The organism is Mesorhizobium metallidurans STM 2683 (assembly GCF_000350085.1).
GTDB lineage: Bacteria > Pseudomonadota > Alphaproteobacteria > Rhizobiales > Rhizobiaceae > Mesorhizobium > Mesorhizobium metallidurans.
Genome location: NZ_CAUM01000067.1, coordinates 55,632 through 69,192 on the forward strand (window position 1 = coordinate 55,632; position 13,561 = coordinate 69,192).

General features: G+C 63.4%; 11 protein-coding genes. 10 read left to right on the plus strand and 1 reads right to left on the minus strand.

The genetic code is table 11. From position 1 onward, the window contains the following. The first annotated feature begins 51 nt into the window (after positions 1-51). From MESS2_RS11970 to MESS2_RS12010, 9 genes are all read left to right on the plus strand, one after another. Complete coding sequence (locus tag MESS2_RS11970) at positions 52-1,716, plus strand: amidohydrolase (RefSeq protein WP_008874493.1); 1,665 nt, start codon at positions 52-54, stop codon at positions 1,714-1,716. Positions 1,717-1,857: 141 nt separating this feature from the next. Continuing rightward, positions 1,858-2,952, plus strand: coding sequence for an ABC transporter ATP-binding protein (locus MESS2_RS11975; protein ID WP_008874494.1), 1,095 nt, complete (start codon positions 1,858-1,860; stop codon positions 2,950-2,952). Beyond that, positions 2,952-3,872, plus strand: coding sequence for an ABC transporter permease (locus tag MESS2_RS11980; RefSeq protein WP_008874495.1), 921 nt, complete (start codon positions 2,952-2,954; stop codon positions 3,870-3,872). Before MESS2_RS11975 ends, MESS2_RS11980 begins: the two co-directional genes overlap by 1 nt. Then, on the plus strand, positions 3,865-4,665 hold the full coding sequence (locus MESS2_RS11985; RefSeq protein WP_008874496.1) for an ABC transporter permease: 801 nt from the start codon (positions 3,865-3,867) through the stop codon (positions 4,663-4,665). The genes MESS2_RS11980 and MESS2_RS11985 overlap by 8 nt, the downstream gene beginning before the upstream one ends. Positions 4,666-4,688: 23 nt before the next feature. Continuing rightward, positions 4,689-5,723, plus strand: a complete 1,035-nt coding sequence (locus MESS2_RS11990) for an ABC transporter substrate-binding protein (RefSeq protein ID WP_008874497.1) — start codon at positions 4,689-4,691, stop codon at positions 5,721-5,723. A gap of 61 nt (positions 5,724-5,784) precedes the next feature. After that, positions 5,785-6,981, plus strand: coding sequence for a serine hydrolase domain-containing protein (locus MESS2_RS11995; RefSeq protein WP_040592739.1), 1,197 nt, complete (start codon positions 5,785-5,787; stop codon positions 6,979-6,981). Between the two features lie 27 nt (positions 6,982-7,008). Further along, positions 7,009-8,190 (plus strand): serine hydrolase domain-containing protein, encoded by a 1,182-nt coding sequence (locus tag MESS2_RS12000; protein WP_008874499.1) that lies wholly within the window; start codon positions 7,009-7,011, stop codon positions 8,188-8,190. A gap of 115 nt (positions 8,191-8,305) precedes the next feature. Next, positions 8,306-10,627: a Tex family protein gene (locus MESS2_RS12005; protein ID WP_008874500.1), complete on the plus strand. Its 2,322-nt coding sequence runs from the start codon at positions 8,306-8,308 to the stop codon at positions 10,625-10,627. Positions 10,628-10,796: 169 nt separating this feature from the next. Next, positions 10,797-11,219 carry a hypothetical protein gene (locus MESS2_RS12010; RefSeq protein WP_008874501.1) on the plus strand — a complete coding sequence of 141 codons (423 nt, stop codon included), beginning with the start codon at positions 10,797-10,799 and terminating at the stop codon, positions 11,217-11,219. Positions 11,220-11,318: 99 nt separating this feature from the next. Here MESS2_RS12010 and MESS2_RS12015 read toward each other — a convergent pair whose 3' ends face one another. Next, positions 11,319-12,221 carry a LysR family transcriptional regulator gene (locus MESS2_RS12015; RefSeq protein ID WP_008874502.1) on the minus strand — a complete coding sequence of 301 codons (903 nt, stop codon included), beginning with the start codon at positions 12,219-12,221 and terminating at the stop codon, positions 11,319-11,321. Positions 12,222-12,325: 104 nt separating this feature from the next. Between MESS2_RS12015 and MESS2_RS12020 the strand changes: the two genes are divergently transcribed. Continuing rightward, positions 12,326-13,516 carry an acyl-CoA dehydrogenase gene (locus tag MESS2_RS12020; RefSeq protein WP_008874503.1) on the plus strand — a complete coding sequence of 397 codons (1,191 nt, stop codon included), beginning with the start codon at positions 12,326-12,328 and terminating at the stop codon, positions 13,514-13,516. Positions 13,517-13,561 lie beyond the last annotated feature (45 nt).

Here is a 13,561-nt window from a genome sequence, read left to right on the forward strand (position 1 = left end):
CGGCGGCCGGTCGTCTAGCGTGCCGGAATCGCAATCAACCCGCAGGCAATCATGAGTTCAACCGCCGACCTGATCGTCATCAATGGCCGCGTTTTGACCATGGATGAGGACGATCCGGCGGCTGAGGCGGTTGCGATCGGCGGCGGCGTGATCCTCGCGGTCGGCGACCGCAAGACAATCGAGGCCCTGAAGGGGCCCTCCACCGGGATTGTCGATGCGCAGGGTAGTTCGGTCGTGCCGGGCTTCATCGAGGCGCATATGCATCTGTTTTCGGGCGCGGCCGAACTCGCCCATCTGCAACTCGCCGGCGTTGCCGGTTTCGATGCACTGCAAAAGGCGGTCCGCGCCTATGCGCAATCCCGGCCCGATGCAAAAATGCTGGTCGGGCAAGGCGTCGACTATTCCGTGCTCGGCGCCGAACGGGTGACGCGCCGTCATCTCGACGCCATCCTGCCCGATCGGCCCTTCTGCATGGCCGCTCCCGACCATCACACGATGTGGGCCAACACCAGGGCGCTGGAGATGGCCGGCATCCTGCAGGGGCGCACGCTCGGTCCGGGCAACGAGATCGTCATGGATGCCGATGGGCTGGCCGAAGGCGAATTGCGCGAAGGCGAGGCGTTCGGCCCGGTGCTCGATCTTGCCGGCGAAAGCCGGGTGCGGTTGGGGCTGGCAACCGGGGGCGAGCCGGATCCGCTGCCGACGCCGGCCGAGCGTGCGGCCGACCGCGATATCATGCGGCGCGGGCTTGCCTGGTGCGCGCGTCACGGCATCACCTCGATCCAGAACATGGACGGCAATCTCTACCAGCTCGAACTGCTTGCCGAGATCGAAGCGGAGGAAGGCCTGCCCTGTCGCGTCAAGGTGCCGTTCCACTACAAGAACTTCATGACGCTCGACATGCTCGACAAGGCGTCGCTGATGACTGAGCGCTACAACAGCGAATGGCTGTCGTCGGGCATGGTCAAGGTGTTCTATGACGGCGTGCTGGACTCCTGGACGGCTGTCATGGTCGAACCCTATGCGGACCGTCCGGATTGGGTGGGCGAGCCGCTGTTTACGCCGCAGCAGTTCGCCGAACTCGCCGTGGCGGTCGACAAGCGCGGGTTGCAGATCGCGGTGCACGCGATCGGCGACGGTGCGGTGCGCGCCGTGCTCGACGGCTACGAAGCGGCGATCACGAAAAATGGCGGGCGCGACAGCCGGCATCGGATCGAGCACATCGAGGTCACCACCGTCGCAGATGTGCCGCGTTTCGCCGCGCTCGGCGTCATCGCCTCGATGCAGCCGCCGCATCCGCCCGGCGCAATGGACTTTCCGCTCGAGCCGACCGTGTCGCGCATCGGGCCGGCGCGCTGGCCGCTGAGCTATGCCTGGCGGACGCTGAAGAATGCCGGCGCGCGCGTCGTCTTCGCGTCGGACTGGCCGGTCGCGCCGATCGATCCGATCCTGGGCATTCGGGCGGCAGTGCTGCGCAAACCGTGGGCAGAGGGCGATCCGGACCAGAGCTTCTCGCTTCAGGAGTCGCTTGCAGCCTATACGGTGGAGGGCGCCTATGCCGAATTCGCCGAACATCGCAAAGGCAGGCTGAAACCGGGATACATGGCTGATCTGGTGGTGCTTTCGAGCGATATCGAGGCTATTGCGCCGGAAACGCTGCATGAGGTCCGGCCGACGACGACGATCTGCGGCGGGAAAATCACCTATCAGGCATGACATGGTACAGGGCTTGCTAAGCGTGGATTGCTATCTGAACTGTGATTCAGTGCCGGGCTTGCCAACATCCCGGCCATGTGGTCACATCCAAAAGGGGACAAACTCCGCCACCAAGAGCGGGGCCAACAGTGAGGCGTAATCGTGCCGGACAAACCGGGTCGGAATGCGATTGAAGTAAAAAACGTCAGGAAAATTTTCGGAACAGGTGAGGCGCAGGTTGCCGCTCTCGACACGGTCTCCGTGTCAATCCGTGAAAACGAATTCTTCACGCTGCTCGGGCCCTCTGGCTGCGGAAAGACGACGCTGCTTCGGCTGATCGCCGGTTTCGATTTCCCGAGCGCCGGCGAAATCCTGCTGCACGGCCAGGACATCGCGTCGCTGCCGCCGTTCAAGCGGCCGGTCAACACCGTGTTCCAATCCTACGCGCTGTTTCCGCACATGACGGTGGCCGAAAATATCGGCTTCGGCCTGGAGATGCTCGGCAAGCCGAAGGCCGAGATCAAGGCGCGCGTCGCCGAGATGCTGAAGCTGGTCAAGATGGAGGCGCTGAGCGGCCGCCGCACCAGCCAGATCTCGGGCGGCCAGCAGCAGCGCGTGGCGCTGGCCCGGGCGCTCGCGCCGCAGCCGAAGGTGCTGCTGCTCGACGAGCCGCTGTCGGCGCTCGACTACAAGCTGCGCAAGGAGATGCAGATCGAATTGAAGCGGCTGCAGCACGAGACCGGCATCACCTTCATCTTCGTTACTCACGACCAGGAGGAAGCGCTGACGATGTCGGACCGTATCGCGGTGATGTCGTCGGGCAAGATCCTGCAGGTCGGCACGCCCTGGGACATTTACGACAAGCCGGCGGAGCGCTTCGTCGCCGACTTCATCGGCGAAACCAATTTCCTGACCGCCGCCATCGCCAATATCGGCAATGGCAAGGTACGCGCGACGCTCAAATCCGGCGCGACGATCGATGCGACCGTGGCCGAAGGTTTCCAGCCGAAGGACAATGCCACCGTGGTGGTCAGGCCCGAACATGCCAAGCTGACCAACGGCAAGGGCGAGCTTTCGGGTGCGGTCGAAAACATCGTCTATTTCGGCACCGACACGCATATCCATGTCCGGCTCGACAGCGGCGAGGCCTTTACCGTGCGCCAGCAGAACACGCGCAGCGCCGGCTGCGGCTTCGAGCGCGGCGACACGGTCGGCATCTCGATCGGCAATGACGCCGCGCAAGTGCTGAGGGACTGATGGCGAGCGCGGAGGAAGTCGCCAGGGAAGCAGAACGGCGCGACATCCGCACGCGCTGGCTGTTGTCGGCGCCGGCCCTGCTGGTCATTTTCTTCGCCGCGACCGGGCCGTTGCTGATCGTGCTCGTCTATTCGTTCCTGACGCCCGGCCCCTATGGCGACGTGAAATGGCAATTCTCGCCGGAAGCCTGGATTTCGGTGTTCATGGAACGCGACATCTTCGACGATACGCTTTCGCTTGCCGCCGCCCATGTCACCATCTTCTGGCGCTCCATCAAGCTGGCGATCATCACCACCATCGCCACGTTGGCGCTTGGTTTTCCGACCGCCTACTTCATGGCGACACGCAGCGAAAAGACGCGCGATCTCTGGCTGTTCCTGATCACGATACCGTTCTGGACCAACCTTTTGATCCGGACCTTTGCCGTGCTGCAGATCATCCGCAACGAAGGTCTGATCAACACGGTGCTGCTGAAGCTCGGCATCATTTCGGCGCCGATCCAGATACTGTTCACCGACACCGCGATCCTGATCGGCATGGCTTATGTCTACCTGCCGCTGATGGTGCTGCCGATCTACGCCAGCATGGAAAAGCTCGATTTCCGTTTGGTGGAAGCCGGCTACGACCTTTATGCGACTCGCTTCCAGGTGCTCAGGCGCATCATCTTCCCGCTGGTCAAGCCGGGCGTCATCGCCGGCTCGATCCTCGTCTTCATTCCGGCGCTCGGCGCCTATGTGACGCCCATCGTGCTCGGCGGCGGCAAGAACATGATGCTCTCCAACCTGATAGAGCTGCAGTTCGGGCAAGGCCGCAACTGGCCGCTCGGTTCGGCGCTGTCGATCGCCGTCATGGTGATCGTCATGGTGGCGCTGCTCGCCTATGTGCGCAACGCCGGCCGGTCGGAGGTGCGCCATGGCTAGAAGCTTCGCAATCAAGCACCAGCCGGGATTCACCGCGATCGCGGCGACCTGCTTCGTCGTGCTCTATCTGCCGATCGTCGTGCTGGTCGCCTATGCCTTCAACGCCGCGACATCGACATCCGAATGGGGCGGTTTCTCGCTCAAATGGTTCCAGTCGGCATGGCAGAATTCGCAGGTCATCGACGCCACCTTGCGCTCCTTCCAGATCGGCGCCGTCGCGGCGATCCTGGCGACGATCTTCGCCACCATGGCTGCGCTCGCAACCACGCGCACCGCGCCGTATCGCGGCCTGACCTTCAAATACGCGGCGATCAACCAGCCGCTGATGGTGCCCGAGATCGTGACCGGCGTGGCGCTGCTGATCTTCTTCTCGCGCATCAAGATTTTCACCGGCTATTCCGGTCTGGGCTATCTGATCGCCGCGCACACGGCGTTCTGCATTCCCTTCGCCTATCTGCCGATCCGGGCGCGGCTGGAGAACATGGATCTGACGCTGGAGCGGGCCGCGGCCGACCTCTACGCCACCCCATGGCAAACCTTCCGGCGCATAACGCTGCCGCTTCTGTGGCCCGGCATTCTTGCCGGGCTGATGCTGGCCTTCGTCATCTCGCTTGACGATGTTGTCATCACCGAGTTCGTCAAGTCGGGCGGCCAGGACACGCTGCCGACCTACATGCTCGGCCAGATACGCCGAGGGATAACGCCCGAGATCAACGCGATATCGACCGTGTTCCTGCTCTTGTCGGTCGTCATCGTGACTTTGTTTTTCTTCATCAGCAGGAAACGGGACTGAGTATGAAAATGGGAGCTAAGAGCATGAACTGGAAGACAACAGCAACCGCCATCGGCTTGGCGTTGCTCGCCTCGACGAGCCTGGCTCGCGCCGACGGCGAACTGAACATCTACAATTGGGGCAACTACACCAGCCCCGACGTGATCAAGAAGTTCGAGCAAAAATACAACGTCAAGGTGACCATCACCGACTACGATTCCAACGACACCGCGCTGGCCAAGGTTCGCCAGGGCGGCACCGGTTTCGACATAGCGGTGCCTTCACAAACCTTCGTTCCGATCTGGATCCAGGAAGGCCTCGTTCAGGAAACCGATCCGGGCAAGATGGAGAACTTCAAGAACGTGGCGCCGGAATGGGCCAATCCCGATTTCGATCCCGGCCGCAAATACTCCGTGCCGTGGGCCTGGGGCACGGTGGGCGTCGTGGTGAACACCGATGCCTACAAAGGGCCGTCGGACAGTTGGGGCATCATCTTCAACACGCCCGACGAACTGAAGGGCAAGGTCAACGTCGTGCCGGAGATGAACGACGTCATGTTCGCGGCGACAAAATATGTCGGCGGCGCGCAATGCGCCAGCGACAAGGAAACGCTGAAGAAGGTGCGCGACACGCTGGTTGCCGCGAAGCCAAACTGGATCGCGATGGAATACAACACCATCGAGAAAATGGGCGCCGGCGATTTCAAGGCGACGAGCGACTGGAACGGATCGGCCCTGCGCCAGCGGTTGGCGAATCCCAAGATCCACTATTTCTATCCCAAGGAAGGGTTTGGCCTCTGGAGCGACAATGTCATGGTCCTGAAGGAGGCCAAGAACGTCGAGAACGCCAAGCTGTTCCAGAACTTCATCATGGATCCGGAAAACGCCGCCGGCCTGTCCGCCTTCCACCGCTACGCCAACGGCATTGCCGGTTCGGACAAGTACATGCCGGCCGACATGAAGGACGCGCCGGAGGTGATCATCCCGGAAGACGTCAAGGCGCATGGCGAGTTGCAGAGATTGTGTTCCCCCGAGGTGCAGGACATCTACAGCAAGATCTGGACCGAACTGCAGAAGTGATCCACATCCAGCCGAACCCGGCGGCATTGCCGCCGGGTTCTTTTCCGCGATCGGACTGCCCATGATTTCCTATCGCAACTCAGAACCGCGGCCGCCGATCATGCAGGGTTCGCCGCCACGAATGGTGCCGCCGAGGCTGGATTGGGACAGGGCACCCTGGAACCGCTGGGCGTTCCAGCATATCCGCGAGCTCCTGCCGACCGTTGAGGTCTGGCGCGGCAACGGCCATCGCCACCGGCTCGAGCGGGCCAAGGTCGATCTCGATCAACTGCCGGTCAGCGACAGCACCGGCGCGCCGACGACACTGGCCGGTCTGCTCGATGAGACCTATACGGACGGTTTCCTGGTGCTCAGGGACGGCAAGGTCGCCTATGAGCACTATTTCAACGGCATGACCGACCGCACGCTGCATCTGTCGCAGTCGATGGCGAAGTCGGTCACCGCTTCGGTGTTCGCCATATTGGTCGGGCGCGGCCTGATCGATCCGGCAGCACCGGTAATGAGTTATCTGCCGGAACTGGCCGCAACAGGCTGGACCGGCGCCAGCGTGCAGCATGTGCTCGACATGACAACGGGCGTGCGTTTTTCCGAGGAATACACCGATCCCTATTCCGATGTCGGCCAGGTCGATGTCGCCTCCGGCTGGAAGCCGGTGCCGCCGGGCAGCGATCCGGCCTTCCGGTGGCCATCGCACATGTTCGAATTGATCCTCGGGCTCAAGGAGACAAGCCGGCCACACGGTGCGGCCTTCGAATATCGCTCGATCGAGACCGATGTGCTCGCCTTCATCATGGAGCGGGTGAGCGGCAAGCGGCTGGCGCAACTGATCTCCGAAGAGCTCTGGCAAAAGCTCGGCGCGGACGAAAGCGCCTGCTTCACCGTCGACAGCGCCGGCTATGCGCTGGCCGATGGCGGCTTCAACGCCACGCTGCGCGACTATGGCCGTTTCGGCCAGCTGATCCTCGACAATGGCGGCGGCGTGGTGCCGGCCGACTGGATCGAGGCGACGCGCAACGGCAGGCACGGGCCGGATTTCAATGACAGCCTGCCGGAAGGCAGCTACCGCAACCAGTTCTGGATCGAGGATCCGCGCTCGCGCGCGCTGATGTGCCGGGGCGTGTTCGGGCAATTGATCCATATCGACTGGGACACAAGAATGGTCGTGGTGAAGCTTTCGACCTATCCGGATTTCAGCAACATCGCCTATTCGGTGGCGACGCTGAAAGCCGTGCACGCCATCGCCAAGGCGTTGGCCTGAGCCCCAAGAAAATTCGTAAGGACCATCATGATCGGCAAGACCGTGTTCGAGACCAGGTATGGCTTTGCCCGCAACAAGGTGCTGCTTGGCAATTGGCGGGAAAGTCCGTTCAGCCGGTGGTCGTTCCAGAATGTTGGCGAGCTTGTGCCGAGCGCGCCTGTTGCAGCGGCTGCGGGTGCGAGCGAGGCGCCCGCGCAAGATATGACCGGACTGCTCGGTGAGAAGGTCGCTTTGGCGGGCGGACCGGAGAGCGTTGCCGCCTTCCTGAAGCGCTCCGACACGGACGGGCTGACAATCATGAAAGGCGGCAAGATCGTCGGCGACTGGTTGGCGCCGCATATGGATTTCGGCGCCCGCCACATCATCTTCTCGATCAGCAAATCGCTGACCGCCATTGTCGCCGGCATATTGGAGGGCGAAGGGATTTTCGATCCGGACGCTCCGGTGACGCAGTACATCCCCGAAGCCGCCGGGTCGGCCTATGGCGACGCCAGTGTGCGCCATGTGCTCGACATGAGCGTCAGCCTCGATTTCGAGGAAGCCTATCTCGAACCCGAAAGCGCCTTTGCCCGCTATCGCCGCGCCACGCTGTGGAACCCGGGCGGTGGTACGGAAAGCCTCCGCGAATTCATCTTGACGCTGCAACGTCTCGCAGAGCCGCATGGCCAGACCTTCCGCTACCGTTCGCCCAATTCCGACCTGCTCGGCATGTTGCTCGAACGCGCGTCCGGCCAGCGCTTCACCGAGCTGTTGCGCGAGAAATTGTGGCAGCCGCTCGGTGCTGCCAGCGAAGCCTCGGTCACGGTCGACATGCAAGGCACCGCGCGCACGGCCGGCGGTATTTCGGTGACGCCGCGCGATCTGGCGCGCGTCGGCGAGATGATGCGGCAAGGCGGAACCGTCAATGGCCGCCGCGTGGTGCCGGAAGCCTGGGTGCGCGACACCGTAGAGACAGGCGGCAGTTCCGAAGCCTGGCAGCGCGGCACGATGGCGTTCCTGTTTCCGCAAGGACGCTACCGCAACAAATGGTGCCAGACCGGCGCGCAAAGCGGCGCCTTCTGCGGCATCGGTATCCATGGCCAGTGGCTCTATGTCAATCCGAAGGCAGAGATCGTCATTGCAAAGATGTCGTCGCAGCCGCTGCCGGCCGACGATCCGCTCGATCTCGATATGGTGACCTTCTTCGAGGCGCTGGGCAGGATGGTCTGACCCTGGCACCATAGCTTTCCTGTGGACCCGCCGTGCTGGTGAAAACGTCGCGGTTGGCGCAGGGAGTGTCTGCGCCTATGGTCGCCGCTCTTTTCGACAAGGCATCGGGAACGACATGGCATCCGACATCAAGCGCATCGCAACGATCATAGCGGCCGAGATCGGCGCACGGGCCGAACAGGCCGCGGCGGCGATCGGCCTGCTGGACGAGGGTGCGACGGTGCCGTTCGTGGCGCGCTACCGCAAGGAGGTCACCGGCGGGCTCGACGATACGCAATTGCGCGACCTTGCCGAGCGGCTCGCCTATCTGCGCGAACTCGACGCGCGCCGCGATACCATCCTCGGCTCGATCCGCGAGCAGGGCAAGCTGACCGAGGAGCTTGAAGCCAAGATCGCCGCCGCGGCCACCAAGGCCGAGCTCGAGGACATCTATCTGCCCTATAAACCAAAGCGGCGGACGAAGGCCGAGATCGCGCGCGAGCGTGGGCTGGGACCGCTGGCCGAGACCATCCTCGCCGACCGCGCATTGGTGCCGGCGGACGTGGCGCTGGCCTATGTCGGCGAGGAGATTGCCGACGCCAAGACGGCGCTCGAAGGCGCGCGCGATATTCTCTCCGAACAGCTCGCCGAGAATGCCGATCTGGTCGGCAAGCTGCGAAGCTACATGAAGGAACGCGCCTTTCTGCGCGCCCGGGTCGTCGACGGCAAGCAGGAGGCCGGCGCCAAATTCTCCGACTATTTCGACCATGTCGAACGCTGGGCCAATGTGCCCGGCCATCGCGCGCTGGCGATGCTGCGCGGACGCAACGAGGAGGTGCTGTCGCTCGACATCGAGGTCGATGCCGATGATGTCTCGCCGGTGAAACCGGTCGAGCGCATGATCGCCAATGCCTATGCCATCGGCGGCAGCCTGCCCGGCGACCGCTGGCTGATGGAAGTCGCCGGCTGGACCTGGCGCATCAAGCTGTCGCTGCATCTGACGCTGGACCTGATGCGCGACCTGCGCGAGCGAGCCGAGGAAGAGGCGATCCATGTCTTCGCCCGCAATCTGAAGGATTTGCTGCTGGCGGCACCCGCCGGCTCGCGCGCCACGATGGGGCTCGACCCCGGCATCCGCACCGGCGTCAAGGTGGCGGTGGTCGACGGCACCGGCAAGTTGGTGGCGACGACGACGGTCTATCCGTTCCCACCGCGCAACGATGTGCGCGGGACGCAGGCCGAGCTGGCGAAGCTGATCCGCCTGCACAAGCTCGAGCTCATCTCGATCGGCAATGGCACGGGCAGCCGCGAGACGGAAAGGCTGGTCGCCGACATGCTGTCCGACATGCCGGCGGATGCCGGCCCGAAGCCGCTCAAGGTGATCGTCAGCGAGGCGGGCGCCTCGGTCTATTCGGCTTCAGCGACCGCGGCAGCGGAATTTCCCGGTCTCGACGTGTCGCTGCGCGGCGCGGTGTCGATCGCCCGGCGGCTGCAGGATCCGCTCGCCGAACTGGTCAAGATCGAACCGAAGTCGATCGGTGTCGGCCAGTACCAGCACGATGTCGACCAGTACCGGCTCGGCCGCTCGCTGGAAGCCGTGGTCGAGGACGCCGTCAACGCCGTCGGTGTCGATCTCAACACGGCGTCGGCGCCGCTATTGGCACGCGTGTCAGGCCTTGGCGCGTCGCTCGCCGAAGCGATCGTTGCGCATCGCGATGCCACCGGGCCCTTCGCCAGCCGCCGCGATCTGATGAAAGTCTCCCGTCTTGGACCCCGCGCGTTCGAGCAATGCGCCGGCTTCCTGCGCATTGCGAACGGCAGCGAGCCGCTCGATGCCTCGTCCGTGCATCCGGAAGCCTATGGCGTGGCGAAGAAGATCGTCGCCGCCTGCGGGCGCGATGTGCGTTCGCTGATGGGCGACAGCGCTGCGCTCAAGTCGCTCGATCCGCGCGTCTTCGTCGACGAGCGCTTCGGCCTGCCAACCGTGCGCGACATCCTGGCGGAACTGGAAAAACCCGGCCGCGATCCGCGCCCCGGCTTCAAGACCGCGACCTTCGCCGACGGCGTCGACGACATCAGGGATCTGAAACCCGGCATGCTGCTCGAAGGCACCGTCACCAATGTCGCGGCCTTCGGCGCCTTCGTCGATATCGGCGTCCACCAGGATGGGCTGGTGCATGTCTCGCAACTCGCCGATCGCTTCGTCAAGGACGCGCATGAGGTGGTGAAGGCCGGCGACGTGGTCAAGGTGCGCGTCGTCGAGGTCGACATCAAGCGCAAGCGCATCGCGCTCTCCATGCGTAAGGATGGCGGCGAAGGCGGTGCGAGAGCTGGGGCGCGCGACAATGGCGGCGGCAAGCCGGCGCCACGCTCGCCAACGCCACAGCGCCAGCCGGAGCGGCCGGCCCAGCAAGGCGCGTTTGGCGCCGCATTGGCCGATGCGCTGAAGCGGAAGTAGCTATTTCTACCAGTCTAAGACGGACCTCGTTTCTTCCAATGACCTTGGGCGCAGGCACCGGCATTTCGTGCCACGAGCTTGCCGTCGCGGAATCCTGCATCTTATTTGAGGCTGTGCTAATATAAATGACCGCGCACCTTCGTGCGTAGTTGATATATGGGAGGATGCGATGAAAACCATGAGTCGCAGGTCTGCAATTGCTCTCGGTGTGACGGCCGCGGCGGTAACGCCCTTGTTCACCTTCGCGGCATCCGCAAAAACCAAGAAATACGGCCCGAACGAGGGCAAGGAGATTTCGCCCGGCGTCAGAGTGGTTGAGGTCGGCACCGGAAATGCCGACATTCCCGCCTACAAGAGCATTTCGATTGTCGATGTGGTCTTTCAGCCTGGAGCACACGCGCCTCAAAGCGTGATGGACAACGACATGGTATGCACCATTACGTCAGGCGCATTCACCATCAAGAAGGCGGACAAGGAATTCAAGCTCAAGGTGGGTGATATGTACACCTGCGCCAAGGGCAAGACCGACGAAGCGACGAATACGAGTAAGGAGGTCGGCGTGCACCGCATCGCCGTCCTGATACCTGCCTGAAAAAACGGGTTCGGGCCGGACAATCGGCGCCTGATTCCACCGTGAGTCCGGCCTGACCTGAGATCAATTCGCATTGGGGGCGATGTGCGTCACCGCTGGTCAGGTAGCGTGGCGCAACGCAACAAGCGTGAGCAGCCAGTCGCGAAAGGAGGCGACCGGCGGATGGCCGCGCTTGTCATGCGGCACGACCAGATAATAGGCGCTGCGGCTCTGCATCGGCCGGCCGGGCGCCGGCACGAGCTGGCCGCGCTGCAATTCGCCCGATATCAGGATCAGCGGCAGCAGCGCGACGCCGAGCCCGGCCATGCAGGCCTGGGCGGCGGTGCCGAACTGCTCGAACTGCATGCCGGGTCCCGTCGGCGCACTCAGGCCCTGATGTTCGAACCATTCGGTCCAGGCGCCGGGGCGCGTCGCCATGTGCAGCAGCGGCAGGCGACCGATGTCGGCCGGCGTGGCAATGGCGCGGCCGGCCAGGAATTCGGGCGAGACGACAGGCGCCACCGTCTCGCGCACCAGCAGCGTGGAGTCGGCGTCCGGCCAGTCGGGCAGGCCGTAATGGATCGCGGCATCGAGCCGCTCGCGGGCGAAGTCGAAGCGGCCGATGCGGGTGACGAAATTGATGGTGATATCGGGATTGTTTTCGACGAAATCGGGAATGAGCGGCATCAGCCAGCGCGTGCCGAAGGTCGGCAGTATGGCGAGGTTCAATATGCCACTATGCCGATTGCTCATCAATCCGAGCGCCGCGTCACGCAACTGGCCAAGGGCGGCGCGCACCGCTTCGGCATAGATTTCGCCTGCCGTCGACAGCCTGACGTTACGGCTGTCGCGGTCGAACAGCCGTTTCCCGAATTGTTCTTCCAGCAATGCAATCTGCCGGCTGACAGCACCTTGGGTCAGATCGAGCTCGCGCGCGGCGGCGGTGAAGGAGCCGAGACGTGCCACCGCCTCGAAGGCAGCAAGGGCGCCTATGTTCGGCAAGAGGCGGCGCTGGACGTTCATAATCCATTACTAGCGCTCATTGATCGGCGATGCAATTTCGTTTGATTTTTTCGAGGTAGGGGTCGATAAGCCGGGCACTTCAAGATTTTGTGGAACCGAGAGCCATGGCCGCCGAGAAGAACGTCTTCGTCTGGAACGATCCTTTCCTGATCGAAGAGCAGCTTTCAGAGGACGAGCGCATGGTGCGCGATGGCGCGGCGGCATTCGCCGCCGACAAGCTCGCGCCCAGGATCGAGGAAGCCTATCTCGAGGAAAAGACCGACGCCGGCATCTTCCGCGAGATGGGCGAGGCCGGTCTGCTCGGCATCACCATCCCCGAGGAATATGGCGGGCTTGGCGCCAACTATGTCACCTACGGGCTGGTGGCGCGGGAGGTCGAGCGCATCGATTCCGGCTATCGCTCGATGATGAGCGTGCAGTCGTCGCTGGTGATGTACCCGATCCACGCGTATGGCTCGGAGGCGCAACGCAAGAAGTACCTGCCGAAGCTGGCTTCCGGCGAGTGGATCGGCTGCTTCGGACTGACCGAGCCGGATGCCGGCTCCGATCCGGGCGGCATGAAGACACGGGCCGAGAAGACGGCCAACGGCTACAGGCTCTCCGGTTCGAAGATGTGGATTTCCAACGCGCCGATCGCCGACGTGTTCGTCGTCTGGGCAAAATCGGCGGCACACAACAATGAGATCCGTGGCTTCGTGCTGGAAAAGGGCATGAAGGGGCTGTCGGCGCCGAAGATCGGCGGCAAGCTGTCGTTGCGCGCGTCGATCACCGGCGAGGTGGTGATGGAAGGCGTCGAAGTCGGCGAAGACGCGCTGTTGCCCAATGTCTCCGGCCTGAAAGGGCCGTTCGGCTGCCTCAACCGGGCGCGCTACGGCATCTCCTGGGGCGCGATGGGCGCGGCCGAGGATTGCTGGCACCGGGCGCGGCAGTACGGCCTCGACCGCAAGCAGTTCGGCAAGCCGCTGGCCGGCACGCAGCTTTTCCAGAAGAAGCTCGCCGACATGCAGACCGAGATCGCGCTTGGCCTGCAGGGCTCGCTGAGGGTCGGGCGGCTGATGGATGAAGGCAAGATGGCGCCGGAGATGATCTCGATCGTCAAGCGCAACAATTGCGGCAAGGCGCTCGATATCGCCCGCCAGGCCCGCGACATGCATGGCGGCAACGGCATACAGATCGGCTACCACGTGATGCGCCACGCGCAGAACCTGGAAACCGTCAACACCTACGAGGGCACGCATGATGTGCACGCACTGATCCTCGGGCGGGCGCAGACCGGGATACAGGCGTTTTTCTAAAAGGCGTTGGACTGTTCGGCGCTGCTTAAATTAGGTGCACCGCAA